Source organism: Candidatus Thorarchaeota archaeon, from assembly GCA_013388835.1.
Classification (GTDB): domain Archaea; phylum Asgardarchaeota; class Thorarchaeia; order Thorarchaeales; family Thorarchaeaceae; genus JACAEL01.
This window is the reverse complement of sequence record JACAEL010000055.1, coordinates 1-25,238: the sequence shown is the minus strand read 5'-3', so window position 1 is coordinate 25,238 and position 25,238 is coordinate 1. Positions and strand designations below refer to the sequence as shown.

The 25,238-nt window shown below is 53.6% G+C and carries 34 protein-coding genes and 5 tRNA genes; 7 read left to right on the top strand and 32 right to left on the bottom strand.

Features of this window, described 5'->3' with window-relative positions; all coding sequences use genetic code 11:
* Positions 1-203: 203 nt before the first annotated feature.
* The 21 genes from HXY34_09570 to HXY34_09470 all read right to left on the bottom strand — a co-directional run bounded on the left by HXY34_09570 (position 204) and on the right by HXY34_09470 (position 12,982).
* Positions 204-368: transfer RNA gene (locus tag HXY34_09570), tRNA-Arg, on the bottom strand.
* A gap of 71 nt (positions 369-439) precedes the next feature.
* A complete protein-coding gene (locus tag HXY34_09565; protein NWF96376.1) occupies positions 440-1,222 on the bottom strand; it encodes a histone deacetylase family protein in 783 nt (260 codons plus the stop codon).
* Between the two features lie 120 nt (positions 1,223-1,342).
* Complete coding sequence (locus HXY34_09560) at positions 1,343-1,657, bottom strand: 50S ribosomal protein P1 (GenBank protein ID NWF96375.1); 315 nt, start codon at positions 1,655-1,657, stop codon at positions 1,343-1,345.
* A gap of 23 nt (positions 1,658-1,680) precedes the next feature.
* Positions 1,681-2,706, bottom strand: coding sequence for a 50S ribosomal protein L10 (locus tag HXY34_09555; GenBank protein NWF96374.1), 1,026 nt, complete (start codon positions 2,704-2,706; stop codon positions 1,681-1,683).
* 6 nt (positions 2,707-2,712) lie between these two features.
* Complete coding sequence (locus HXY34_09550) at positions 2,713-3,375, bottom strand: 50S ribosomal protein L1 (GenBank protein ID NWF96373.1); 663 nt, start codon at positions 3,373-3,375, stop codon at positions 2,713-2,715.
* 5 nt (positions 3,376-3,380) lie between these two features.
* A complete protein-coding gene (locus HXY34_09545; GenBank protein NWF96372.1) occupies positions 3,381-3,854 on the bottom strand; it encodes a 50S ribosomal protein L11 in 474 nt (157 codons plus the stop codon).
* Between the two features lie 421 nt (positions 3,855-4,275).
* Complete coding sequence (locus HXY34_09540; GenBank protein NWF96371.1) at positions 4,276-4,989, bottom strand: transcription elongation factor Spt5; 714 nt, start codon at positions 4,987-4,989, stop codon at positions 4,276-4,278.
* Between the two features lie 33 nt (positions 4,990-5,022).
* Entirely contained in the window at positions 5,023-5,202 is a 180-nt protein-coding gene (locus HXY34_09535; GenBank protein NWF96370.1) for a protein translocase SEC61 complex subunit gamma, read from the bottom strand.
* Between the two features lie 77 nt (positions 5,203-5,279).
* Complete coding sequence (ftsZ, locus tag HXY34_09530) at positions 5,280-6,374, bottom strand: cell division protein FtsZ (GenBank protein ID NWF96369.1); 1,095 nt, start codon at positions 6,372-6,374, stop codon at positions 5,280-5,282.
* Between the two features lie 157 nt (positions 6,375-6,531).
* Complete coding sequence (locus HXY34_09525) at positions 6,532-7,491, bottom strand: carbohydrate kinase family protein (GenBank protein NWF96368.1); 960 nt, start codon at positions 7,489-7,491, stop codon at positions 6,532-6,534.
* A gap of 12 nt (positions 7,492-7,503) precedes the next feature.
* Positions 7,504-8,421, bottom strand: coding sequence for an ornithine carbamoyltransferase (argF, locus tag HXY34_09520; GenBank protein NWF96367.1), 918 nt, complete (start codon positions 8,419-8,421; stop codon positions 7,504-7,506).
* A gap of 81 nt (positions 8,422-8,502) precedes the next feature.
* Positions 8,503-9,411: a signal recognition particle-docking protein FtsY gene (gene ftsY / locus HXY34_09515; protein ID NWF96366.1), complete on the bottom strand. Its 909-nt coding sequence runs from the start codon at positions 9,409-9,411 to the stop codon at positions 8,503-8,505.
* A 4-nt stretch (positions 9,412-9,415) separates the two neighbouring features.
* Positions 9,416-9,856, bottom strand: coding sequence for a prefoldin subunit alpha (gene pfdA / locus HXY34_09510; protein ID NWF96365.1), 441 nt, complete (start codon positions 9,854-9,856; stop codon positions 9,416-9,418).
* A complete protein-coding gene (locus HXY34_09505; GenBank protein ID NWF96364.1) occupies positions 9,856-10,098 on the bottom strand; it encodes a 50S ribosomal protein L18a in 243 nt (80 codons plus the stop codon). Before HXY34_09505 ends, pfdA begins: the two co-directional genes overlap by 1 nt.
* A 16-nt stretch (positions 10,099-10,114) precedes the next feature.
* Entirely contained in the window at positions 10,115-10,783 is a 669-nt protein-coding gene (locus HXY34_09500) for a translation initiation factor IF-6 (protein NWF96363.1), read from the bottom strand.
* A 3-nt stretch (positions 10,784-10,786) separates the two neighbouring features.
* The gene (locus HXY34_09495) at positions 10,787-11,062 is read right to left on the bottom strand and encodes a 60S ribosomal protein L31 (GenBank protein ID NWF96362.1); all 276 of its coding nucleotides are present in this window, start codon (positions 11,060-11,062) and stop codon (positions 10,787-10,789) included.
* 141 nt (positions 11,063-11,203) lie between these two features.
* Positions 11,204-11,359, bottom strand: coding sequence for a 50S ribosomal protein L39e (locus tag HXY34_09490; GenBank protein ID NWF96361.1), 156 nt, complete (start codon positions 11,357-11,359; stop codon positions 11,204-11,206).
* A 23-nt stretch (positions 11,360-11,382) separates the two neighbouring features.
* Positions 11,383-11,712 carry a DNA-binding protein gene (locus HXY34_09485; GenBank protein NWF96360.1) on the bottom strand — a complete coding sequence of 110 codons (330 nt, stop codon included), beginning with the start codon at positions 11,710-11,712 and terminating at the stop codon, positions 11,383-11,385.
* 22 nt (positions 11,713-11,734) lie between these two features.
* Complete coding sequence (locus HXY34_09480) at positions 11,735-12,187, bottom strand: 30S ribosomal protein S19e (protein NWF96359.1); 453 nt, start codon at positions 12,185-12,187, stop codon at positions 11,735-11,737.
* Positions 12,188-12,317: 130 nt separating this feature from the next.
* Positions 12,318-12,614, bottom strand: coding sequence for a YhbY family RNA-binding protein (locus HXY34_09475; protein NWF96358.1), 297 nt, complete (start codon positions 12,612-12,614; stop codon positions 12,318-12,320).
* 32 nt (positions 12,615-12,646) lie between these two features.
* Positions 12,647-12,982, bottom strand: a complete 336-nt coding sequence (locus HXY34_09470; protein NWF96357.1) for a ribonuclease P — start codon at positions 12,980-12,982, stop codon at positions 12,647-12,649.
* A gap of 64 nt (positions 12,983-13,046) precedes the next feature.
* On the opposite strand from HXY34_09470, the gene HXY34_09465 reads away from it, so the two are divergent.
* From HXY34_09465 to HXY34_09455, 3 genes are all read left to right on the top strand, one after another.
* The gene (locus tag HXY34_09465) at positions 13,047-13,763 is read left to right on the top strand and encodes a 16S rRNA methyltransferase (protein NWF96356.1); all 717 of its coding nucleotides are present in this window, start codon (positions 13,047-13,049) and stop codon (positions 13,761-13,763) included.
* A gap of 67 nt (positions 13,764-13,830) precedes the next feature.
* Positions 13,831-13,905, top strand: a tRNA-Gly gene (locus HXY34_09460).
* A 145-nt stretch (positions 13,906-14,050) separates the two neighbouring features.
* A complete protein-coding gene (locus tag HXY34_09455; GenBank protein NWF96355.1) occupies positions 14,051-14,410 on the top strand; it encodes an arsenate reductase ArsC in 360 nt (119 codons plus the stop codon).
* On the opposite strand, the gene HXY34_09450 is transcribed toward HXY34_09455, so the two are convergent.
* The 6 genes from HXY34_09450 to HXY34_09425 all read right to left on the bottom strand — a co-directional run bounded on the left by HXY34_09450 (position 14,407) and on the right by HXY34_09425 (position 20,031).
* Complete coding sequence (locus tag HXY34_09450) at positions 14,407-16,140, bottom strand: DNA topoisomerase I (GenBank protein NWF96354.1); 1,734 nt, start codon at positions 16,138-16,140, stop codon at positions 14,407-14,409. The two genes, HXY34_09455 and HXY34_09450, sit on opposite strands and share 4 nt — an antisense overlap.
* Positions 16,141-16,298: 158 nt before the next feature.
* A complete protein-coding gene (locus HXY34_09445; GenBank protein NWF96353.1) occupies positions 16,299-16,820 on the bottom strand; it encodes a hypothetical protein in 522 nt (173 codons plus the stop codon).
* Positions 16,821-16,920: 100 nt separating this feature from the next.
* Positions 16,921-17,298: a hypothetical protein gene (locus tag HXY34_09440; GenBank protein ID NWF96352.1), complete on the bottom strand. Its 378-nt coding sequence runs from the start codon at positions 17,296-17,298 to the stop codon at positions 16,921-16,923.
* A gap of 238 nt (positions 17,299-17,536) precedes the next feature.
* Entirely contained in the window at positions 17,537-18,052 is a 516-nt protein-coding gene (locus HXY34_09435; GenBank protein NWF96351.1) for a hypothetical protein, read from the bottom strand.
* 129 nt (positions 18,053-18,181) lie between these two features.
* The gene (locus tag HXY34_09430; GenBank protein NWF96350.1) at positions 18,182-18,883 is read right to left on the bottom strand and encodes a hypothetical protein; all 702 of its coding nucleotides are present in this window, start codon (positions 18,881-18,883) and stop codon (positions 18,182-18,184) included.
* Positions 18,884-18,909: 26 nt separating this feature from the next.
* Positions 18,910-20,031, bottom strand: a complete 1,122-nt coding sequence (locus HXY34_09425) for an acyltransferase (protein NWF96349.1) — start codon at positions 20,029-20,031, stop codon at positions 18,910-18,912.
* Positions 20,032-20,148: 117 nt separating this feature from the next.
* Here HXY34_09425 and HXY34_09420 point away from each other — a divergent pair.
* Positions 20,149-20,253 (top strand) — tRNA-Gly (locus HXY34_09420).
* Positions 20,254-20,409: 156 nt separating this feature from the next.
* Here HXY34_09420 and HXY34_09415 read toward each other — a convergent pair.
* A tRNA-Val gene (locus HXY34_09415) sits at positions 20,410-20,517 on the bottom strand.
* 472 nt (positions 20,518-20,989) lie between these two features.
* Between HXY34_09415 and HXY34_09410 the strand changes: the two genes are divergently transcribed.
* Positions 20,990-21,283 carry a hypothetical protein gene (locus HXY34_09410; protein NWF96348.1) on the top strand — a complete coding sequence of 98 codons (294 nt, stop codon included), beginning with the start codon at positions 20,990-20,992 and terminating at the stop codon, positions 21,281-21,283.
* 1 nt (position 21,284) lies between these two features.
* Here HXY34_09410 and dut read toward each other — a convergent pair whose 3' ends face one another.
* Positions 21,285-21,734 (bottom strand): dUTP diphosphatase, encoded by a 450-nt coding sequence (dut, locus tag HXY34_09405; protein NWF96347.1) that lies wholly within the window; start codon positions 21,732-21,734, stop codon positions 21,285-21,287.
* A 273-nt stretch (positions 21,735-22,007) separates the two neighbouring features.
* Between dut and HXY34_09400 the strand changes: the two genes are divergently transcribed.
* Positions 22,008-22,376 (top strand): helix-turn-helix transcriptional regulator, encoded by a 369-nt coding sequence (locus HXY34_09400; protein NWF96346.1) that lies wholly within the window; start codon positions 22,008-22,010, stop codon positions 22,374-22,376.
* On the top strand, positions 22,373-23,461 hold the full coding sequence (locus HXY34_09395) for a hypothetical protein (protein ID NWF96345.1): 1,089 nt from the start codon (positions 22,373-22,375) through the stop codon (positions 23,459-23,461). The genes HXY34_09400 and HXY34_09395 overlap by 4 nt, the downstream gene beginning before the upstream one ends.
* A gap of 93 nt (positions 23,462-23,554) precedes the next feature.
* Here the strand turns inward: HXY34_09395 and HXY34_09390 are convergent, their stop codons facing one another.
* From HXY34_09390 to HXY34_09380, 3 genes are all read right to left on the bottom strand, one after another.
* Positions 23,555-24,055, bottom strand: coding sequence for an isoprenylcysteine carboxylmethyltransferase family protein (locus HXY34_09390; GenBank protein ID NWF96344.1), 501 nt, complete (start codon positions 24,053-24,055; stop codon positions 23,555-23,557).
* Between the two features lie 54 nt (positions 24,056-24,109).
* A tRNA-Phe gene (locus HXY34_09385) sits at positions 24,110-24,185 on the bottom strand.
* A gap of 377 nt (positions 24,186-24,562) precedes the next feature.
* On the bottom strand, positions 24,563-25,238 hold a 676-nt coding region (locus HXY34_09380), incomplete at its 5' end, for a hypothetical protein (protein NWF96343.1).

Here is a 25,238-nt window from a genome sequence, read left to right as displayed (position 1 = left end):
ATGATGAGGAGCTGCGTTTCACGGTCGTATTTCATTGGTGCACGGATGTTTCAGGAACTTCATGGCGCAACTTGACTAGATTGAAGCCTATCACTACCAGACCTGTTGCAGTCTGGCACTGACTCATCTTGCACACCGCAGTATGGTCTCCAAGACTCAATGCATATGTCTGACAGATGGAGCGCGAGGACCATTCTGAGCGATGGCGGGCCCGGCGCGATTTATTCCGGTCCGGAAGACTCCGGAGTCGATTGAACGCGCGAGCTCCAACTCTCTTCGGACCACACAGAGTAGTCGTTTAGAAGGCTGGCGCCCTATTCATCTCTCCTAGGCGGACTGCCCAAGAGCCCTGGCTAGGCAACGGGCCCTATTGGAGGTGGTCCATGCTGTACAGTCATAAAGCTTTCCGCAGCGCAGCTGCCTCCCGGAAACCAAGTGACTAGCCTTTGCCTCTCAGGCCCTCACAGAATGCTAGGACGTTCTTGCCGAGGTCCTCGTGATTGTAGCCTCCCTCAAGCAGTCCGAATCTGCGGCTGTCGCACCTTTCTTGTGCGAACTGCCGCATCATGTCGCCTATCCTCCTGAACGCGTCTGTGCTCAGGTTACCGCCCCAACAGTGGACATACTGGTCAAAACCCGCAGAGGCCGCTATGATGTCCACATCCGGGCTCTCGTCAAGCGCCATCTTCACGTTCCGGATGTACTCCTCGTCTCCCCTCCCATTCGGGTTGTAGATGACGAACCGCGTGTCACTGCCCAGGATGTCTATCGTCCCATCCCCTGTGTGCAGATCAAAGTCGAGTATGAACGCTGACTCTATCTGCTTGGTGTGTTTCAGCCACAGCAGGGCCAATGCCATGTTGGAGAAGTAGCAGTATCCCCAGTAGGAGTCGTGAGAGGCATGGTGCCCGGGAGGGCGGATAAGACCAAAGGCAGGTTCACCAGTCATGGCAATCTCTGCGGTCCTTATCGCACCGCCCGCTGCTAGGGCTGCCATCTGGAACAGGAGCCCATTGCGAGAGTCACTGTCCTGCTTAACGCTCTCAATGTGATTCTCAGTGTGAGCAAGAAGTATCTGTTCTCTCGAAGCAGGCACCGGCTTTACAAACTCATATTCGGGCCTACTCCTCAGCACGCTCAGCGCGCTGTCAAGTCTGCCCGGTGCTCCTGCAGGTGTTCCATCATAGGACTGCCTCATTCGTTCATCGAAGACTATCTTCACGGACGTCCATAGTCACTGATATGGATTTCACTGTTTTGGATGCCAGAATGAGAAAAAGATGTGAGCGGATCGACATGACGCCTCTCCGCTCCAGACTATGATTGAAGAATCCGTAGTACTTCAACCGAAGAGGCTGCCGAGACCTGCAGTGAATTCCTCTTCCTTCTTTTCTTCCTTCTCTTCTTCCTTCTTCTGGCTCTTGGCTCCTGAACCGGCAGCTGCTGTCGGAGTTCCAGGGCTTGAAGGGGCTGCAACAGGCATTGCGACGCTCTTCAGAGCCTCATCAATGTTTACACCTTCGAGGGCGGCAAGAAGCGCCTTGAGTCTGCCCTTGTCGGCCTTCACACCAGCGGCAGTGAGCACTGCCTCGATGCTCTTCTCGCTAACCTCTTGGCCAGCCTTGTGGAGCAAGAGTGCTGCATATACGTATTCCATTTCGTGTGTCACCTCTTTGTTGACTATCCGAACAGGCTTCCTAGACCTGTTACACTTTCTTCTTCCTTGTCCTCTTTCTCAGGTTCCTTCTTGGTCTTGTCCTTGTCCTCGTCCTTGCTAGGTGTTTCAGCCACAGATGTTGTCGCGGCAGTTTCGTGCTTGGTAAGGATTCCTGAAGGAACCGCCTCGGGGTTATTCTGGGCAAGCACTGAAGCCAGTGCTAACGCCTCCCAGTTCGCCTTGGACAAGAACTGCAACAAGATGTCTGGCTCGAAGAACTCGATGTTCAACGCCAGGTTTCTTGCCTCCATGTCTGCCTTGGCTATGATCACTGGGATGGTGTACGTAGTCGGGTACCCGACATTGATTGACAGGTTGAGTGCATGCTGATGCGCTTGGAGCACCTCTGTTAGCAATGCGTCAAGGTCGACCAGCAGGTTCTCCTCTGTAAGCAATGCACCATCTGTGTAGGCTGCTACTAGCCTGAGTTGAACTTTCATCGGTTCAAGGCCAAGACGTGTGAGCATCTGTGCCATCGTATTGGATATGACCTCTCCAGCCTTGACTGCGACTGTCTCCTGTGTGATGTGGATGACCCCACCCTTGACTTTTGCGGGGATTTTCAGAGCAGCCAGTTCGCTGATGAATGGCCCTGGAGGGACGCCTGTGTTCATCTCAGGGATGATTATGTCGCTGGTCGCAATCTGCCCTCCCTTTGCTGGGACTGAAGCCTTGTTCTCGGACAAGAACTTGCTCAGTATGAATGGGTCCTGATTGCTGAATATGAATGCGACAGGCCCGGAGACATGGTCACTGAGAGCTGCGATCCCCCGTAGTCCGGATTCCTTGATTGCTCTTATCATGAGCGTGTTGCGAGCCATGCGTATCTTCGCGGACTGTCGCAGGGTATCTCTTATTCCCTGGAGCTGCTTTGAGCCGATACCCTCCACATTGACCAGACCCACTACCTTGCTCTGTTTCATCTCGCTGACGAGTTGTCTGACTTCGTCAATCTTCCATTGGGGGATTTGATGCACATGCATTGCCATCTATCCTCATCTCCAGGACGTGATTCTCACGGGCGGCCCCATTGTTGTCTTGACGATCATATCGCCAATCTTCGGCGTGTGGCCTTTGCTGTCAACCAGGTTGAGCACCGCCATGATGTTCTCTGCTATCTCTTTGTCAGTCATTCTCTCATGACCCACCTTTACATGGAACGTGGGAGTGCTACGCATTCGAATACGCACGGTCCGCTGATACTGACTTACTGCCCCCGTGAGGTCTGCCTGTGGTGGGAATGGCTTTGGCATCTTTCCTCTAGAACCCAGAGCCTGTCCAAGATACCTACCTATCAGAGGCATCGTGTCTGTGGACGCAATGAAGTAGTCGTAGTTCCTCGCAAGCGACTTTCGTTCCCTCTTCTCCTCACCAATCCTTGGTATCTCTTCCTTGGACACTACTCTCTCCACACCAGCAGTTCTTGCTGCAGCGGCAAAATCGCCGTCGCCAAATGCACAGACCTTCGCAGGAGGATACAGCCGGTTTGGAAGGGTCAGTTCCTGATTGAACCTGTTCTCAGGTTTTGAAATGTCCATCTCTTTCTTTCTGAAACTCACAGAGAAGTCGAAGCTTTGCTCGAACTTTATTCCTCTCGCTTTGCCTTGAGCCCTAGCTTCACCCACGGCAGACACTATACGGTCCATATCTACTGACATCTCTCTTAGCCCTCCCTCAGAGGCTCGGTCAACTGGTCATCGTATTTGCCGGCCCTCAATTCCTTCTGGAACTCCTTGGCTGGCTTGCCATCTATCGTCACACCTACCGAAACACATGTGCCCGATATGGTAAGCACTGCCGTCTTCATTGTCTGAGCAGATAGTTCTGAAGCCTTGACTTTGGCGATACTCTTGAGCTGCGCAATTGTCAGGTTTCCGATAGTGCTCGTGTTGGGTGTCCCTGACCCCTTCGGTGCACCTATCTCCTTCAGTATGAGTGCGCTTGTCGGTGGCACACCCACTACCACTTCGAAACCCTTTGTGCTAGGGTCTACTATGATCTTGACTGGTACCTTCAAACCTGAAAATGGCTGAGTCACCTCATTGATCTTGGTCACAACCTGGAAAACATTGACACCGGTGGGACCAAGTGCGGGGCCAATTGGAGGGCCTCCGGATGCCTTTCCACCCTCAACCATGGCCTCTACTACTACTTTCCGTTCACTCACTATAATCGCGCTCCGCAGTGCAGTGTCCTCGAGACGTACGCAACATCACGAGTGTAATCGACCTTCTGGACAGAAGACGCTAGATGTCCAGTGAGGTCTACTGCTTCTTGTTTCATGTATATCACACCCCGGACTGAAGCGTCCTGCGCTCAGTCTGTTTAAGGAGTGAGGTGACCGCATCGGCCTCTGGTGTCTTCTTAAGCGTTTTGGAGTGACGACCGTATGCGTCATGTTAGGAATGGTGGAAGGGGAGAAGAAGGTCTCTCCCTCTGGAACTGTTGTGGACAGAGTGCTCTGTCCGCCGTCATCATCTCTCTCAAGAGGAGGTTCATCAATGTCCTAAGTTGACATTCACCGATGGTCCACCAATTCTCGTGACTCAGAGGGAGGCTCAGCCCTGAGACCAGAAAGAGTCCTCCTCCTCTTCCTCCTCTTCCCTCTTCTCCCCCTCTTCCTGTCGTCCTCCCTGCGGAGTCGATACAGGTGTCGGAGTCGGCTCTTCAGTGGTGGGTTCCAAGAGTTCCTTGCCCTTCTCCACAAGTTTGACGAAGTCTGCATGAACTCTTATTGGGATGGTCACGGGGCTGTCAAGGAGTTCGAGCACCAGCTCCTCCTTTGCGCTCTCCACTCGTACTACCTTCGCACGTTCGCCCTTGAAGGGTCCGGAGATGATCTCCACGACGTCTCCTGTCGAAATGCCCTCTGCGGCTGGTTTTGGAGTCAGAAACTTGTCTATTTCGTCAAGACTCACCTTTCCCCCAACGCGTCCTCTGACATGCGGCACGCCAGAGATGGCTATCTCCACATCACGGAACTCCTCCGTTTCAATGAAGACATAGCCTCGGAGAGTTTCAGGGACGAGAATCGACTTCACGCGACCTAGCAGCTGGTTGCGAGACACTAGGATTGGCTCGCCACTCTTCTTCTTCTTTTCACACTTTTCCATGTGCCTGAGGGTACTGTTCTCTGACGAGAACTGTTCGGCACAGTATGGGCACTGCCAGACATCGGATTCTCCTATCACTGCAGTTGTCACGAGGTCTGTGACCGATCGTTCCTGGCCTATGGTTGTACGAATCGCGTAGATGCTTGTCTTTCCTCTCATGCAGTGACCTCCCGAGTCGTCGGGACTAGTCCCTTAGGTGCCCCAACCGGACGTGATGGTAGTCATCAGGATTTGAATGATGAAACTAAGGAAGCCGACAAGGAACATTGCCAGAATGCTGATTCTAGTACTCAGCCAGAGTTCCTTTCTTGAAGGCTTTGTGGCAAGCTTCAGTATTCTCCTGCTGTTGTTGATGAATTCGCCGAGTCCCATGTAAACTCAACATCCCGTTCCCAGACGCTGCTGGGGCTGACCGCATATAGTCACAACCTTCGGTCGGCTTTTAACCATTACTCAGTAGCCAATTGCCTCGTATCGCGTTCCTCAGTACTATCGTGCTCGCTAACATCTGGGCTGGTCTTGAGGTCATCAGCAAGAGGCCTGACTCTCTCAGCTGTTGAGTCGAGTATGTATGGGGAGGAAACGCCAGAGGCAATGATTGTCACTCGAAGCCGGTCTTCAAGTTCCGGCATTATGAGTGCCCCGTATATCACCTCTGCTCCCGCTCTGACCTGCTGAGTCACGAGTTCAACAACGCGTTTGGCCTCGCACAGTTGAAGGTTCTCACTGCCAGTCACATTGATGAGTATGTTACGGGCGTTCTCAATGGAAACGTCAATCAGGGGGTTTCGAAGTGCGTTGTACACAGCCTCCTCCGCGCGGTTCTCGCCCTGACCCTCACCAAGCGCTATTATGGACACTCCACCGTTTCGCATTGTCGTGCGTACGTCTGCAAAGTCCAAGTTAACAAGGCCCGGCTTGGAAATGAGTTCCGCAATGCCCTTCACTGCACGCACAAGCACCTCATCTGCAACCATGAATGCCTCCGGCAAGGTCAGATCCGGCGCAATCTCGAGCAGCTTTTCGTTCGGGATAGCAATGAGGGTGTCGACATGTTCCATGAGCGCACTCAGTCCCCTCGCCGCATTCTTCTTTCTTACCGGTCCTTCGACCTCGAAGGGCAGACACACAATCGCCACAGTCAGCGCGCCATTCTCCTTTGCAGCCTTTGCAACCAGAGGTGCTGCCCCAGTACCTGTTCCACCCCCCATCCCTGCTGCGATGAACACCAGGTCTGCCTGGGTCACATCTTTAATCATCTCATAGGTCTCCTTCGCAGCCGCCTCTCCAATCTCCGGATGGTTTCCAGCCCCGAGTCCACCGCAGCATTCCCTACCGAGAAGAAGCTTGTGATGTGAGTTGCAGAAGTAGAGGTCTTGAGCATCCGTATTCATAGCCATCGTTTCTGCCCCCTCAATGCCCACCTCCATCAGCCGGGTGATGGCATTGTTTCCGGCGCCACCGACGCCGACCACAAGAATCCTTGCAGAGACCGAGTTGAGGAGCTCTGCCAGTTCTTCGTCTGTGGTTTCATTCCTAGGCATCCTTCTTACTGGTCGCGTCTGATGGTCACGTCGCGTAGTGCTCGATCCGTTCAGTACTTCTTCCAAAAGCGGGTGCATTCTTCCACCTTCTGTGCAGGTGCAGTCACGCATCCAACTAACAAAAAGTGGAATACTATCCAGGTATTACACGGATGTGTCACTTTGTTCCTCGTCTCTCAGGACGCAGAGCCCTCGCTATAGTCCCTATCGAGATGTCATACTTTGCCAAGAATCTCTCAAGCTGTTCTAAGTTCGGTTGTCCCTCCTGCGCTCCTCTCTGTGTGATAGTGAGGGCTGCCACAGCATTAGCCACATTCAGTGCCTGTTCTATGTTCTCTGAGCGCGTCCATGCTGCCACGAATCCTGCCGCAAAGGAGTCTCCCGCACCCATGGTGTCAGCAACCTGCACATCGAAGGCGCGAGACTCACAGTACTCAAACCCGTCCGTCGCCACTGCCCCCCTCTCTGCAAGTTTCACCACGAGTATGCCCGGAAAGGTCTTTGCAAGTCTCCTGAGTTCAGCCTCGGAGGCCTCCATTCCGAAATACTCCCTAAGTTCTCTCTGATTGAGAAACAGGAGGTCCGTATGCGGCAGAACCTCGTTGAATGAAAGGGATGCGGCAGCTCGTCCCGGGTCTATTGACAGGACCATTCCATTTACTGTGGCTATCTCGGCCGCGCGTCTTGTCATCATAGGAAAGGCTCCCGCCAGATGGATTGTGCTTGTTCCCTCTAGCATACTCTCTTCCAAGAGGTGCTTCTCAACGAACTTGTTCGCTCCTGGCTCGACAATTACCATCTCATTGCGGTTGGCGTCGTATATGTACGTGAAGATGCCCGTTTGCTGCTTGTCGAGTGTGAGCACAAGTCTGGTGTCCACACCTATCCTCGCCAGCTCTCTCAGAATGACTTGGCCGTATAGGTCGCTTCCCACACAGCTCAGAAGGGCGGTCTTCACGCCCAGCTTTGCAGACTGTGCAGCGAAGTTTGAGGCCGACCCTCCGAATGCTATGTAGCCGTCTTGGCCCGTGAAGTGATGGTCAGTGCCCGTGAGACTCTCCACTCTCATGACCACATCGACATTCACCCGCCCTATGGAAACGACCTCGGCTGACAACTCTCAGGCTCCTCAGACAATAAGGGCGAGTATTGCCTTTTGGGCATGTAGTCTGTTCTCTGCCTCGTCAAAGACTACGCTGTGTGGACCATCCATCACGCTGTCTGTGATCTCCTCACCACGATGTGCAGGAAGACAGTGCATGACAATGACATCCTTATTCGCTGCCGCCACCAGACTGTCATTGATTTGGTATGGCATGAGTGCACTCTCCTTTTCTTTGCTTCTTTCCTGTCCCATACTGAAGAAGGTGTCAGTGTATATCACATCTGCCCCCTTGACTGCCTCCATGGGGTTGTGCACAACGGAGAGCTTTGTGCCGTATTCCCTGCTGAGCGCAGTAGCCTTCTCAAGTATCCGTGGGTCCGGCATGTATGTATTCGGGCACCCGATGGTTACATCCATGCCCATAATTGTGCATCCCTGCATTATCGAGTTGCTCACATTGTTTGGGTCTCCAACATACGCGATCTTGAGCCCCTGAAGCCTCCCCTTGTGTTCCTCAATCGTCATCATGTCCGCCATTATCTGACACGGGTGGAGAAGGTCCGAGAGCCCGTTGATCACCGGTACATTCGCATGCTTGGCAAGCTCAACAACATCACTGTGTGCAAAGACCCGTGCCATTATTGCATCGCAGTACCGACCGAGAACCTTCGCGGTGTCGGAGATGGTTTCCCCACGCCCAAGTTGGGTACCTCCAGTTTCCAAGTACAATGCGTGTCCTCCAAGTTGAGTCATTCCAACCTCGAATGACACTCTTGTCCTAGTGGATGGCTTCATGAATATCATTGCCAGTGACTTGCCCTTGAGTAGTTCATGTGGCTCTCCGGCATGCTGCTTCCGTTTCAACTCGTGTGCCAAGTCCAGTATTCTTCTCAACTCGGGCCTCTTGAAATCCGACAGGTCGACGAAACTTCTACCTTTCATAGTCAAGGCTTTAGCACCTCTAAGCCAGTTGCTGAATGGGTTCAACTCTTATCAAGGTAATAAGCGTGACCATGCAGAAACTCACTCTGCGACAAGACGTTCTGCAAACCAGACTGGGTCGAACCGCTGCAAGTCATCGTACCCTTGACCGATGCCCAAGTACACCACCGGTCGTCCTGTGACGAATGCAATTGAGAGAGCTGCACCACCTGATGGATCCGCATCAAACTTGGTCAGGATGGCGCCGTCTATGCCAATTGCCTCATGAAACTCCTTGGCCTGTGACAGGGCATCGTTGCCAGCCAGTGCGTCCCCCACGAAGAGCTTCATGTCCGGGCTGGCAACCCGTGCTATCTTCTGCATCTCCGCCAAGAGGTTCTTGTTGCTCTGCATCCTCCCCGCAGTGTCAATCAACACCACATCGATCTTCTTCGCCTTGGCGTGGGCGATGGTATCGTAGGCCACTGCCGCCGCATCAGCTCCGTACTCCTGTTTGATTACTCTAATGCCGAGCCGCTGTCCGTGTTTCTCCAGCTGCTCAATGCTACCTGCTCTGTAGGTGTCCCCGGCTGCAATCACTACGGAGAAACCCCTGTTGAGATACAGCTTCGCCATCTTGGCCAAAGTCGTTGTCTTGCCGGTCCCATTGACACCCACAAACATCACTGTTGTGACTTCCCCTCTTCTCTTCTTCTCTTCAGCAAGGGCGAGCGGGTCCAGTGGGAACTTGGGGGTGAGGACTTCGAGTACTGCATCATGAAGTGCCGCTTTGAAGGTGGTTGAGACCTTCTCCAGACGCCCCGTCCGGGAACCAAGAATCTTCTCTTTTGTGATGTTGCAGATTCGTTCGGCAACCTCCATTGCGACATCGTTCTGGATAAGTACGAGCTGCAGCTCCCATACTGCATCACTCAGGTTCTTTTCAGTCAGTTCCTTCGTCGTGACCTTAGTTGCCGCGGAGTCCAATGCGCTCCGCAGCCTCTCGAGCACCTATTCAAGCCCCCCGAGTCTGCCGCTGTATCTTTGTGACGAGTTCCTGAAGCTGAGTGTTAAGCGCTGTGACGTAGTTGCTGAGCTTCTGATTCTCTGATGACAATGACTCGTACTGTTTCTCTAGGCTTGCGATGGACTCCTGTGCATACTTCTTTGCGTCCTCAACGGTTGACTCTATTCTGACCCCGCTGCCTATGTCGCGGAAGACCTTTGCAGTGCTTCTGAGTCTAGCCTGAACGAACAACCCGCCCCCCACAGCCAGTAAGACCTCGTCGCCTTCTGCTCGTTTCGCAAGTTCTTCGAGTACCATCAGTCCAATCCTGTAGTTGTTCAGATACAGCTGAAGCACTTCAAGGCGTTCTCTGACCGCTTCAAGATTGGCGTTGACCGCCTGCTGCTCGTTGTAGAGCTTCTGGAACTGCTCCTGCTGCTCTTCAGTCATCAGTGAGCGCTCTCCAAGCCCAGTGACTTCTTCAGTACGGGGTCTACTATCTCTTCTGGCTTGATCTCCTTGAGTTCCCTGATCAGGATGTCCTTCCTAGGAACCCTGTGGTGACTGCCAAGTTCCGAGAGCACTCTCTCTCTTGCATGGGCTTCCTTCTCGGCTGCCAGTTCCCTACTGAACGGGAATCGTCTCCTCAGTTTCCTGAACTCTCCATTTACTCTCCACACTTTCATACTCATCAGTTTCTCCTCTCTGTCATACGAATCCCAGTACCTGAGAAATGTGTGCGAGTTCCACACCCGTGGTCTCGTAGCCTGCAAGCAGGCCTGTTGCGTTGGCAAGAACTCCCAGACGTGTGTATGGACTGCCCCTATTCACGGTGCCAACCTCGACATCGACCTTTAGCACGTCCCTGATTCTCTCCAGCTCCTCACTTGTGGCAAGAGGATGGGCAACCGCCCCGTGGTTGTTGGCCACAGCGTTCGCTCCTACGAGTGGGAGCCTAGCTATTGTGCCTTTCACTACCTCCACACCCAGTGTGTCCTCAATCTTTTGAATAGACGCAGCATCAAAGTCTGGATGACATAGGGCGCCCTTGTCGTTTGCCAGAATGATGTTTCCAAGTGCAGTCATCTTGTTGTCGATCCAGTCAACGTTGAAGTCTGCGGCTCTCTTCAGTCGTGCCAGCTCGTCTTCTGTTGTTGTGTACGGCACTACTATGCCACCTGATGTCGCCGCTGACATTATGCCTACTGCATCGAGAGTGGCCACTGTGGACTGCACTACTGGCAGGTTGAAAGTCCGCTGAATCATCTCCATCGACTTTTCGGACATGTTCGAAGACACGAACACAAAGCCGTCAGTGACGACTCCGAATGCTCCGACATTCGAGTCGCCCTCAAAGTCGGTTCGGGCGACTGTCATGTGCTATCCCTCCGCCAGATAGACTCTCACTATGTTCTCCGAGTTCTTGGCGGCTCGAATGCGAATCCTTCTGGGTGGCTTCTGAATGCCCCGGTTCCAGATTCTCTCGTTCACTTCCTTCTCCAGAAGAATGCCCTCTGGCTTCATGTGGCGTTGCACAAACTGCTTCAGTATTCTCACCGCTCTGTTGGACCTTCGGAGTCTGCTGCCGGTCCAGTATGCCATTCTGAGGGGGACAGTATAAATGCGCTCCTCGACAATCTCTTCTTCAGCGCGCATCTCGGCCGGAGCGGCCGGTGTCTCACTGACCGTTTCACTGGTGGTGGTATCTGTTCCACTGGTAGCGGTGTCTTCTGGTTTCTCCTCTTCCGGGAGGTTCTCTTCCTTCATCTCGTCTGGGGCCATCTAGCAATCACCTTTCTATGGCTTCAGCTTGGTGCCACGCCATTGCCGCTGCCCTGGCGTCCTTCTGACCTTTCCACCCGTCTTCATGACGGCCCATGAGGGCACTGAGGAGTTTGACTTCATTGCCTTTCCCATCCTCAGTTTCTTTCCCAGTGGCTTGTTTCGTGCCATTCTCATCACCATGTGCAGCTTTCCTATCTGAACGTGACCTTTCTTTCGCGCTCCCGTCCTTGAATCTGCTGGAGGAGCGACTTGAGCTGTTCGTCCGTCACTTTACCTCTGAGTCTTCCGCTGGTGGCCAGCTGAATCAACTGGCTCTCAATCTGGTCAGCCAGTTGTGGCTTGACCATCCTGATATTGGTCAGTCGTGCTCGAGCCTCTGGAGTGAGGATCTGCCTCAGCAAAGCCTCTTTCTGCGCCTCATACTCGGCCGCTTGCTGACTCTCCGCCTGTTCCTGAAGTGCCCGTTCCCTGAGAGCAGCAAGCTTCCTCTGCCTGATGGCGTCAAGCTCATCTTCTCCCAAAGAATCACCTCGGTGTCCTGACTCAGTACTTGTGCAGTTCTGGTATCGCCTTCTCAAGTTCGGTCTTCAGCCCAGATGACAGCTTGTCCATGTAGGACCTGCCGATGTCGGTCATCTCTCGTCCCTTGCTTCCGCATTTCCTGAGTAATCCTGCTCTCTCTAACTGCTGAAGCGCTGTTCTGATGACCGCTCCACTTCCACGTCTGAAACGGCTCGGTTTTGTTCCGCGCTGCTTCCTCCCGCCATACTCGACAGTAAGCCTCTCAGTGCCTATCGGTCCTATCAGGTACACCTTCCTGAGAAGGCTTGCGCATCTGATGTACCACCACTCAGGGTCATCTGGGGCTCTCTCTCGATGAACACCCGTCTTCGAGAACAGGGCCCAATCGGGAATCTGTATCTCCTTCCGGGACTTGAGATCCTGTGCCAATCGGCGGATGAAGATGTTCGCCGGGATGTCATAGACTGTGGGCATTGTCAGTCACCATGCCAACAAGGGAGTGTCCACCGCACACCAACTGGGCGGAATGCCTACCTCAGAAGGCTGAACATGCAGCCTTGAGTCTCCATAAAAGCGTTATGTTAGAACATGCGAGCCCCGTCTGTCATTCTCGGACTGGCGGTCTCCTTGACTTGCTCTTGTAGATTACCGCAGTGTTACCTCTGATTCCTGCCAGTGTGGCACCTATCTGACTGCATATGCTCTTGAAAGAGTCCTCTTTCGTCTGCCCCTCAAGCGCGCTTGACAGAAGTCTGATCTTGATGTATCTGTGCTTGTTCACAAGGCGCTTGGCTTCTCTGATCACGCCCTCTGATAGACCACCCTTCCCTATCTGCATCATCGCTGGCTCCTGCCATGCTATGCTTAGTCTTATGGGGTCGGGCTGCGTTCGGCTGTCCATAGTCAACACCTAGGCCTCTGTGTGCACCCACATTAATCTTGTCTTCTCACCCGAAATCTTCGGTGAGCACCACAATTGAGACAAGTCACAACCATGTGAGCTGAACGGTTGTGGCGTATTCTCACACGACATCGCGCAGTGGAAGTGAGTAATGTGCCACACTGCTTGCACACGTATCTGTCTATGTTACGCGGAATCCTCAGTCTCGCTCTCTGTGCCGTCCTCTTAGCACTCGTCATCCAGGACCGTGCCAGTTCCGGTCTCTCTGAGGCAATCTCCCTTGATAGGGCCCAGAGTCGTAGTACCCTCTCCTGTGCCAGCCTCCTTGCTCCTGATGAGGGCGGTCTTCGTTTCAAAGCAATGTTCAACTCTTTCTCATCGCTGACTCAATCGCCTTAAATCATTTCCACAACTCACATGGTTGGTTGTCACATGCTTCACCTGATTCTACTCGACTGTGGACTTGAGCTGGTCCCACCGGAATTGGCACGACTGAAGGAGATTCAGCAATTCGCCTCGAAGCGGCGGAAGAGCCCGCGTGAGATTCTATTGGACCAGACACACCACGGCCGCTCTATGACACGCCTCGCTGACGGCGCAAGGAGGGGACGGCCTGACATCGTGATGCACAGCTTAATGGCAGTCCTAGAGACCCCGCTGTGCAAGGCAGGTCTGCTCGGCGTGCATCTTCACCTGTTGGATGGACGAACGGTATATGTCAGTCCTGATGTTCGTCTGCCACGGGCCCAAGACAGATTCGTGGGTCTGATGGAACAGCTTCTTCTCGCTGGTCAGGTCCCCCCTGATGGCAACGCACTGCTACAACTTTCTGACAAGACACTGGATCAGCTGATTCGCGAGCTGCAAGCCGGCTCGGACTCTGCTCTCACGCTATTGGCCATGGAGGGAGGAACGCGAACCGACATCAGTCGCCTAGCTGAGATTCTGCCATCCGACCCCAACATTCCCGTCATAGTGGGAGTCGGTGCGTTTCCTCATGGCACCTTTTCCGACAACATTAGGGGTCTCTTTCCGATACAGATTGAGCTTGACCCCGAAGTGATGATGGCATGGCATGTGTGTGCCGAGGTCCTGTGGACTTACTCGTGGAAGACTGGCGTAAGTCAGCGGCGATACGAAGGTCATTGATGCGTCCCCGCTTGAAGCACTTCCCAACAATACGCTTAAATCGAATCCCCGGGGACAGGGGCTCACAGCGGCCATAGTCTAGGGGTTATGATATGAGCCTTCCAAGCTCGTGACCCGGGTTCGAATCCCGGTGGCCGCACCACCAACTCTATCCAGTGCTGCATGATTGAAGCTTGAGGTTTCCCACTTTGTACGTCAGAGATTCCAGCAACTCGTCCGACGGTGAGCAAGTCTCTGAGAGGAAGCGAGTTCTCTTTCTGTGCACAGGTAACTCTGCGAGGAGTCAGATGGCTGAAGCACTACTCAGATTGCTTGGCGGAGATATCTTTGAAGTGTACAGTGCGGGGACGAAGCCGGCACCAGAGGTCAACCCCCATGCTATCACTGTGCTCAGGGAACTCGGTTGTGATACGAGCCGTCTACATACCAAGACGGTTGACCGGTTCACGAGCCTCCCGTTCGATCTGGTCGTGACAGTATGCGACCGGGCCAAGCAGACATGCCCGTTCTTTCCCGGTGCCAAGATGACCTTGCACTGGTCGCTAGAGGACCCTGCCGCATTTGAAGGGACGGAGTCTGAGGTCCTGAATCGATTCAGGTCCATTCGCGACGAGATAGTCGCACGCATCAAGTCGGAATTGCTCTAGCCTTCAAGTGATTCCTCTTCTCCCGCTTCAACCCATGCGAACTTTCTCTGTAGTTGCTTAGTGTATACTTGCCTCCAGTCGTAGTCGACCTTCTTGCACCACCGGTAGACGATCCTCGGGTGAATATACGACTTGAGTGAAGTACCAAGGTTCCACGTACGAGTGGCCTTTGCCAATGCATAGTCAACTTCGATACGCTGCTTGGCAAGCTTGGCTCTCTTGTATGCCTCCTTGGCGGCCTCTACAGACTGTTCAAGTCGCTGGATAGTGCCAGTCTTCTTTCTTCTGGTCTCTTGCGACTTTGCCCTTTTCGCTTCCTCTCTCTCCTTAGCATCACGAAGCCTCTTCTTCTTCTCCTCCAGCTTCTTATGCATCTTGGCGAGACGCTGCTCTGCCGCCTTCATCCTCTGCTCGTAACGTGCTGCGGTGTTTGTCCATCCCTTCGGGGCCTGCTTTGTATGATTCATCACACGAGCGACTTCAAGATTGGCTCGCCTGATTGCCTCCTTCTTGATGAAGTCGGGGTCCGTCCTGCGCACTTTGCTGTTTTCCAGCTCCCGAGCCATGGTCTCCGTTGCATGGAATGTCCGGAAGACCTTTGCAGTGAGTTCAGGAACACACTCCCCCAGAAAGCTGTTCACCTGTGTACTGCTCACTGAGGGGAATATCTGTGCCACCTTCTTCGAGTCGGCACTTGTCACTCGGCTCCTCCGTCCTTCAAACGATGCCACTCTCTCCCGTGCATCGTCATACAGCTTCTTGATGACCGCATAGACCTCCCGTGGCAGTTCGAGTTCCCTGTGCCACGGCACGCTGTCCTTTCCCAGGAAGTCAAGGACCACAGAGTTCTCCGTGAACGAGACATGCTCCACACGAAGAGTCGTGGCGCCCACTGTGTCAGCCTCATCAGGGTCCTTCTCATCACCAACTCTGATACTCAGTCTGTCAATGAGGTAGCACACTGCGGCCACCATGCGCCTTCTCGAATCGTCTGAGGTTATGCCCTGCATGATGTGCTCACGAATCTCCTCCATCCGCTTGCCAATCTTCAGCGCCTTGTTGAACTTGGCCTCCTCGCGTTCCTGCTTGATTGGTGTGCTGTCATGAAGCCAGATGTACTTGGTATTCCCTGTCAGTCTGTCTGTCCACTTCGCTATCCACATACAGTCCTCTGCCCAAATTATGTTTCCCCACGGTCCTTCTGGTCTTGGCGCGTCAGGACTCAGATTGAGAGTGATGTCCTGATGTGTTGCGCCAGACTTCCATCTCCCGCGCAGTGGATGCTCTCCGCGGCCCATGAATATTCCCGATGGCTCTGTCTGATAGTTGGCAAGCTCCATTCTTTCGCCATCAACGAACGCATAGCCATACCTCTCCTTCAGCCTCTCTCTCTCGGCCTTTCTTCTCTCAAGGTCGGCCTTCTTCTCCTCACGAGTCATGGCCTCCTTGGCCGCGCGCTCTGCTGCAACCGCCCTTATCACCTCTCCAAAGTCGATTTCCTCAGGAGTGAGGACGGGCTTCTCTCTGAGCGCCTTGCTGAAGTCGGTCATGAAGTTGCGTACGAACACGGGGTCCTCCACATACTGAGTTCCCAGCTTTCGAACCCATGCCATGGCCATCTCCTCCTGTGAGGGATCAAGCTTACGAGTTTGTCCCCGTACAACTATTGAGAGTCCACGGTATGGAGGAGGCGGCAATACAATGATGCCGTTGTGTACGAGCGACTTCATCAACAGGCCTCGCTGATAAGACTACTACGACTGCTGTCGCGGGAGCGCAGTAGTACTGGACAAAAGGATTACGTTGTTGCGGTCTGCTCTCTTTCATGTTGTCCGCAATTCTGGAGCCGCTTCTCCGTCGCTTGTCGTGCCTGGACCGTGCGGCTGGTTCAGTAGTAGATTCCTGCCCGCATGGAGTGCCTCTTGCGGAAGACCTCATGTGCCGAGGCTTCGAGCTGGCGTTGGAGTTTCAGCGTGTCGGGGCTGAATGATGTCAAGTCTGGTCTGGTCAGTACCGGACCACTCAACAGATGTCTCACCTTCTCGCGCTCTATCTCTGCCGGGGCGACAGGTTCTCTCTTGACTATCTCTTCAATCATCGGCAGTGCGGCCTCTGGGCTCTGGATCACACTCATGAATCTCTCTATGTCCCTCTCGTCAAGCGGTCTGAGTCCGAACTCGGGTGTGTTGCGAACTTCTGCTAGACTCGGGTCCTGTGTAGATATCTCGACTCCTGCACCTGTGAACTGAAACGGGCTCAGCGCTATCAATCTGAGTTGAAACGCAGACTCCGGACCAATGACTAACATGTCTCCAGCCGGGGTGTGTAGTACCCGCCAGCCTCTTGGTTGGCGATTGTACTGCTCAACTATGCGCGGTACCAGCTGCTCAACGGGCTCAGCTTCGGTCAAATCTGGTCAAATCCACACTGACACAATTGTTCATATTGGTATCTGTCCGCACGAGTAATCTTGACCACTCATCATCAACGGGCGTGCTGTCACAACGCGCTTACGGACGACTGAGCGCTTCGCCCAGTGTGTGTTCCGACTCTAGAGAGCCGCTGACCATGTTGCATTCGCTGGCAAGTGTGTCAAGAATGCCCGATATGACTCTGTCAACGTCCGCTGTCTGCTGATCCCAAGTCCCAGACCTGTCCCGGAGTTCATTGTAGTCGAGTGTGTACTTGAACGTCAGAGGAACGCCTCTCACGTTCACACCGACTGCAGTAAGGGTGACGCGGCGAATCCGTCTCTGGTCATCGAGAAACGGACTCCTGAAGAACTCAGGGCTATACAGCAGTAGCGCCGCGTCCCTTGCAAGCTCTCTGAACTCCTCGTATTTGTCAAGCACTATCGGGGGCATGTACACAGGAGCTTCAGTCTGCATCTCTATCACCACTGTTCTTGAGGCATCCCTCCCACCCCTCCATTTCCGATGGAGTTCGTGGAGCTTCTGCCTCTGCTGGCCCTCCCGGCCGGCTTGTGTATGTGTATTAACACACTTCTATATAAATCTATCTGAGTTTTGATTCGTATCGGCATTTATTACGTTAATTAGTCCCACAGAACACGTGTTCTAATCCACCAATGGCGCCAATCGGACTGCAAGGAAATCGTAGAGCGTGTCAGAATGTCTCGCACATACGACGAATCTTGGATATCTGTGCAGCCTTGCGGCGGGCAAGATACTCGAAGAGTCTGCTTATCAGTTCGGACTTGGCGCGAACGGCAATAGAGAGGTAGAATGTGTAGCCCTTGATCTCCATGGCCAATGCCGTGTTGCAGATGAAGAGCCTCTGGTCCGTTTCGGCTCGTTGAAGGTCGAAAGGTGTTTCATCCGGAGGGCTGTCACTTGATGAGGTATCAGATTCCAACACTGCTCCAACGACGCCCATGACTCGCATCCTCTCTATCTCAGCTGCAATCTCGTCCTCGGACTCGCCCAGAACCGTTAGAAGCGCCTTGATGTGCGAATCCGTTGCCTCCGCAGCTGCATCCATATAGAACTTCTGATGGTTCAGCGATGTAGCCAAGGCCAAGTTGAGCATATGCTCAATCTCTTTCTTCTCTACAGCCATAGCGACCGTTCCTACTCTAGTGAAGATAGAGATAGCCGTTTCTACTGCGTAGTACCTCCGCATGAGAGCTCAGTCTACAGTCGTACACCGAAGATGCGTATGCATGCGTACTAGATTGCCTCGTCGCTTAATCCACCACATGGCTCATCATGTCAACCGTGCGCACATATGAGGTCGCTCGCGGGAGCCACGTCACTGTGAGCTTCTAAGATAGTCCTCAATAAGCTTGTACTCGCTAGGGGTCATCACATCTCGAAGCATTGGCAAGCCCTCATCAACAAAGCGAATGATGGAGTGAAGGCGAAGATTTGCCTCCTTAGCCTTCTGTTCTGCCCCCTGTTGTCTGTCGATTATGACTGCCACATTCTCACATCTCACATCTGACAATCCTCTCTGCTTCACTTCTGCGAGGACTTGAGACCGTGCCACGAGCTTGCTCTCAAGCCCTGTGACCAAGTCATCTACAAGGCAGATTGAGTCCCCGTCCTCCATCACCCCCTCTACGAGAGAGTGCTGACCGTATTCTGCCAGTGCCTTCTGCATATCAGCTTCATTCCTGACACCCAACACCTTCCGTGTGTGGCAGGCAGGAATGCCCGATGCAATGGATGCTGCTGTGGCGATTGGTACGCCAGCGAACGCAATCCCAACCAGTCGGTTGACTTCGGGAGCCTGCTCCCTGATAGTCTCTGCAATGGCGGTTCCAGCGAGCTTCAGAATCTCTGGGTACGAACTCAGAAGACGAAGCTGAATGTAGAAGGGGCTCCATAACCCCGATACAAGCTTCCAGCCTTCGGGTCTGTCGCGTTCAGCAGTGAGGAGCATTCGATTCGCGTAAATGCCTGCCATGATACTTCTCTTCACGGTCTCACTTGGGCCACGCACTCTGCTCATGTGAGTCTCCTGACTGCTGCTAGTTCTTAACTCTGACTCCCTGTGGGCCTAGTGCTTGGTAACGGCGGTTTCCTCTCTGCTGTACTACCACGGAACATGAGTCGCGTAATTCTATGGCGTGAGATGACCTTCTTGGCAGCCAAGAATGAAACACCTGTCCCTATTACTAGTCTAAGCGGCCAGAAGATAGAATGACACGCTGCAATCTGGGTTGAGGTCCATCCAAGCAGTACTAGGGAGACCGGCACGAGGTAGAACATGATGGGGTGGATTTCGTACACTTCTTGGGAGTAGTTTCCAAGGCTGACGAGGGATCCTCTGACTCTGCCACCCGAACGAGCCACATGCCCGGCGACGGTGAAGACGATTGCAGAGCCCATTGTGCCATTCACCATGTACAACCACACAGAGGCTCCGGTATTGTCCACCGCGATGTCTGTGAAACCATTGACACTGGACAGTAGCAGAAGCACCATCGTACCAGCTGACGCAAGTGCAAGGTCGCGTGCGGCGGAGCCGATGCTCCACTCATTGAGACCATTGAGTCTTCTGAGTTGGTTTCCAATCAATGAGAATGTTGTCGAAATCAGTACTGCGTTGAGATGCCATGGCACAAGACTCCCTTGCAGACTGAGAGTCGCCTCTACTACGCTAGCTAGGAATGGCAGCAAGAACAGGAACGGTATACGAGAGGCGGTTGGCAGGTGTGCGGTCAGGCGGTCTATCAGTGCAAAGAGCACGAGACCGAAGTACATGACCGGCAGAAACCACAGGTGAGTGGCAGCATCGGGTGGTCCACTACCGTAGAAGAACCAGAACAGGAGCTGGTCGGGCGTGAGATAGGTTGCCACGTAGGGCTGTAGCAGCGAGAATAGGACGAGTGTGAGGAGGTACAGCATAAAGTATGGAATCAGGTACTGCCGGCCTCTTGACATGACAAAGTGCCTCAGGTCATATCTGTGAGCGTCGCTGTTGTAAGTGAGTCCGGCCAGGATGAAGAATAGAGGAATGGTGAAACTACTCAGGTGGATTGTGACCGGATTGATGTCCGGTATCATGGAATGGACTGTGATCACACACAGAAGCCCTATGCCCTTGGAAGCATCAATCCACTGAGATCGACGTGCTGCTCCACCTGCATCTGACATGTGCTCTGTCCAGAGCAATTGAATCTTGGCAAGCTTTTTAACGGCGACTGCTGCGTTTTTCCCGCTCACACTCGCAGGGCAGCTTCAATCTCCCCTGCTGACTGAGCAGAAACGGTTGCGCCTGTTGTCTAAGAACTCCCTGCCTCTGGGAGTTCGACCACGGGGCTATGATGGGTCCCTGCCACGGACCCGGCCCGGGTTCAAATCCCGGCGGGCGCACCACCTCTTCTCAACAGTCGCTCCGTTGTGGACTACATAGGGCACTCATCAGTTCTCGAATAGTGGCAAGAATCACGGCTCTTCTCCTTGCCAATACTCATGGCAGGCATTAGTCGGCGCTTCAGTTCCATCTGACTGCTCGTGCTGAGAAGAGAAGAATGGTGGGTCGTGCCGGATTTCTTGGCTGAGTGGCACTGTGTGACACTCATGAACCAGCGACCACCGCACTGTCAATGCGGTATCATAGCCGAGCTAGACCAACGACCCGTAGCTGAGTAGGTCGTTGACGAGTCGAATAAAAGGATTACTGAGCAGAGTAAGTTCCTAGGTGACTTGCTGTCCATCATGGGGATGCGCGTCTTGAAAGACAGAGTGACTGCAGTTGTTGACACAGACTGTTCTCGTCTGCGACTAGACCTGCCGACACGTCACTGGCTCGGCTGTGCAGGAACGGGACGAGCAGCGCACAAGACCAGATGACTTGCTGAGCAGACGAGATTAGGAGTCGCTCCTGATGCAACGACAGATGGCATTGGCTCGTTATCCCTGAGGATGTTCATGCAGCTGCTGTTTATTCTGAACTGACACCTGTCGCTGTCCGTGCCGACCTCCGACGTCAGTAAGTCCTATGTGAATCTGCGAGCACTGAGCTGGGTCCTCGCTCCTTGTCAGCCATTCGACGACCACTGGCATGTTGTCTTTCAGAGTTGTTTATTAGCAAGTGTAGCGACAGTCTGTCATGGGGCTTCATCGAGCATTGTCAGTGATTGGCGGTCCTGAGGACTTGGCTAGAATTCTCTCCGAGAAGGACACACCAGAGATGGGGCAGTTGATCCGAGAGTCAACTGATGGGGGAGCTATAGATGTCACCAACTGGCACCCTGACGTCATCAAGATCCTGTTAAGCCTCTGTAGACAGGAAGGTCTGCAGGTGACACTGAAGCACGGTATGCGGTACTTCGTGTTCACCAAGTTACCTCGGGGACTGCTCCTTGGCGCCGTGGTCGATGCAATGACAGATCCGGTGCTATGAGTCAGTGCGTCCCGGTACTCCCGAACCCATCTTCTCCCCTATCGGTCTCTGACAGGACATCTGATTCAACAAACCGAGTCTTCGGTACGGCTCGAATCGCGAGCTGACCAATTCGCATGCCCTTCGTGACCAAGAACTCCTTATCTCCCAAGTTGAGAAGTATCACCTTCACTTCTCCCCGATAGCCGCTGTCGATGGTGCCTGGCGAATTGAGCACAGTCACCCCATGCTCGGCTGCCAGTCCGCTTCTTGGCCGGACCTCTCCCTCATATCCGGCCGGTATCTCAATCGATATGCCAGTAGGTACGACATTGTAACCTCCCGGAGCGAGGCAGGTCTCTGCGATCGAATAGAGGTCGAAGGCAGCGTCGCCCTCTCTGGCCCTTGTTGGTATCCTCGCCTCCGGGTCCAAGAACCTGACCTTGACAGTCACCTGCTCGTCTTCTCTCATTAATCAATCACTCTCTGGCGGCTGACATTGACCTGCAATATAGATTTGCGTATCAAACACTCAGCATTCCAGTCTTTGCCACTTGGGTGCTTTCAGAATCTGCTCTATGACCTCCGGCGCAAGACATCGGTCTGGTGTGAGGGCACACCTAGCAAGACTTATATATGAATGTTGCACAGCACTATGTGACACATAGTATCATGCGTCATATATTGAGGTGTAGAACAAGATGAGTCCCGACCAAGGCGATAGACGCAGGGCTGGTGAGTCCTGATGAGCAAGGAGTCAAGAAAAGCCCTCGAGGAGTATGAGCGCTGGTCCACAGAGGTGAAGCGTGGAGCCGCCTCTCTGGCGATTCTTGCTGTGTTGGATGAACAAACCGCCTATGGATACGAGATAGTCAAGCAGCTGAGCGCGCGGGTGTCCTTCTTGCAGCTCGAGCAGGGTACCGTCTACCCCCTGCTGCGTAGACTTGAACAGCGTGGTCTTCTCGTGGGCACTTGGAACTATGATGACCCGACAAAACCAAAAAAATACTATGGACTCACCCAAGAGGGTCGCAGAGCTCTCGCCATGATGACGGACACTTGGAACACACTCTCAGAAGAGATGACTCGACTGATAGGAGCCGAAGCAAGATGACTGACAAACCAATAGACCTGATTGACAAGTATCTGGAACGCGTGAAAGTATATCTCCCCCTAGGGAGTGAGGACACTCTCGCTGAGATTCGTACACACCTCATTGAGGAAGCGGAAGCGCTAGGGCAGGGTCAGCTGACCCATGGCTCGGCAATGCTGGCTATCGAACGATTCGGTGATTCGAAGGATGCGGCGAGCGCGTATGCGGGCACCGGACGCAAGATTGGTCCCGTGCCTGCCGAGTACACGATGCCGCTGTTGAGGCTTGTGCTGCTCCTAATCGTCCTGGCGACGCTCTTTGTTGTTGGGGCGAGCATGATTGGGATTGCCCTGCCCGACGTACTTGGGTCAATCAACTTTCCTTTCATCATTATCACTTCCGTGGTGATGTCCCTCATATACGCGGTCCTGATCATCGGCGGTTTGTCCTACTTGGACCGAGGTGGGGCCGCCAGCGAGAAGACGGTGGTCGAACGCATACTTGGAATTGGCAGTGGCGCCTTCAAACCGAAACCTCTGTCTGATGCTGTGGCTGACCTTATCTTCGCCATCATATTTCTTCTCGTCTTGACCTCCCCACTCATCCGGTCAGTGGTCTACCCGGAGTGGCTTCCTTTCGTCTACCCGGCAATCATACTCGCGCTGTGCGACGGAATCAAGGCACTTCTGTTCATGTTCGTGGGAGAGAACAACGTCAACCTCATCATTGAGGCTCTGGTGGGCGCATCATGGGTGGTCCTCTGCATGTTCCTAATCAACATACCATTCCCACTACAGGGAATACCTGTGTTCATAACTGACCACTGGACTATAGTCACGCTCGCCGAGCTGATGGAGCTGTTCCCGGGCGTCGACATAGTCATGCCATTCAATCTCTTCTGGATTGGAGTCATCTTCGTCATAGTCTTGACCAGCCTCTGGGAGGTCATGGTTGCATCAATCAAGATTCCCATGTATCTGAGCGCTGGCAAGGGATGGTGGTGGAAGGGCGAGCATGGTCAGGCACGATGGCGTAAATACCGACCTGCAAAGCGGGCTGAGAGCAGGCCGGGCCACGAGGACGGACACACTCCATCTAACTACTAGTAGAACTCTGGGGGCGCCGCAAGCGCTCCCCCCCCTCCCTTTTGACCTCTCTGCTTCGCAGATGCGGACTGGAGGTCTGCTGGGACTTGGTTTCTAGAACGGGAGCCACTTCCGTACAGTCTTCCTGTATTCCAAGAAGGCCTGACCGAACCGCTCCTCAAGCTTCATCTCCTCGTAGTTGGCGAGCCTGTTATAGCACGCAAGAATCACGAACCACAGCACCAGCGAAGCCAGTGACAGAGTGGCGATGGCCATAGCGAGATAGACAAGGACTGTTCCAAGATACATCGGGTGTCTCACTCGACCAAAGACCCCATGCGTCACAAGCCCCTCAACTCTCGTGTCGAAGAGGACTCTGTGAGACCCCCTCATGAAGTATATGGATAGGGCGAAAACCACGAGCGCAGGAATCGCAGAATACCAGATAGGTAAAACTGCCGAGAGAAAGGTCGTCAGCCTGAGTAGGAAGGAGTCGACAGCCCAGGTAGCGAGGAAAAGGGCCATCAGGACCGTCTGTATGTCATGGCTTCGAGGCATCTCGCCAGCTAGGTGGGCGTGTTCGTGTGGGCCCATGATGAATCGAGATTCAGTCACACAGATTGCTTTTACGACTAGCGGACAAAGCCAATTGTTGCCAGAAGTGGTGTGTGGTGCCTCGGGCCGGACTTGAACCAGCGACAACACGGTCTTCAGCCGTGCGATCTCCCAACTAATCTACCGAGGCTCGAACAATCAACGCCAACCAATCTGATATAAATATAGTGGGCAGTGTGACTGTGTTGCGGAAGTCATGTCCGAAGTTGCAGAGGGGTCGTAGCGCTGCCTGATTCGTACGAGTATGGCACACAAGGCCACCCCATGTGTCAGTCTTAGCCGTGAGGCGACAGGTCAAAGCCACTTGTGCAACAGAGTAGGTCAGTGCTGTTCGATGATCGTCTGGTCGTTTCTCATCTGCCTCCGTTTCCCCCCTGCCACCGACGGGCTGCCAAGTACATCTCAAATCTGGAGTTGTTACCACTTTGTGTTGCAACGGGCATGACCGAACTGAAACAGCGGCACAGAAGGGAGTGGTACAGGCGGCTGCCTGTACACTCCTGTTGGCTATGCTGCATAGAAGTGCCATGAGATGGATGAGGTATGCCAGAGGGCACAGCCAACCTGTTGCGGGTACCTGTAGAAGTCCGCCGAGCCGGCCAGACCGCAGCGAAGCCACACTGCTACAAAGTACCACTGACCAGTGGAGAAGACATAGGGCTTGACGTAGTCCATGCCATCATAAATCGTCTTGTAGCCATCCGAGGTTTCGAAGTACATGTCGTTCTTCACTCCCCAAGACACACTGTCGCCCGGATTGTACGAGCTCCAGCCTGTCCTGATTGGAGGCATGTATCCCATGTCCAAGACGACGTACTGTACTTGCCATGCGGCACTGGAGAACCATCCAGCACTTATTCCGTACGAGAAGTCGGCATCCACTTTCAGCTGCAGGTACTTATGTTGCGAGTCTGCAGGCTTAATCTTTATCAAGCAGTAGAAGTCGATGTTCCTCGCACCAAGTGCCGCATAGGTATGCCCCTTGAACTCAAAGGTACCAGTGTACTCTCCGACGGTAACTGGGTTCCACACACCGTAGTCATAGTCTCCCTCGTTGACAATGGCCAGCATCTGGGCATCTCCCGAGTACACGGTGCCATCGTTGGCTTGGACTCCAGTTGGCTCATGGACTGCAGCAGCAGGCCTGAGAAGGCTCAGTGCTACAGCCACAACTAGCACTACT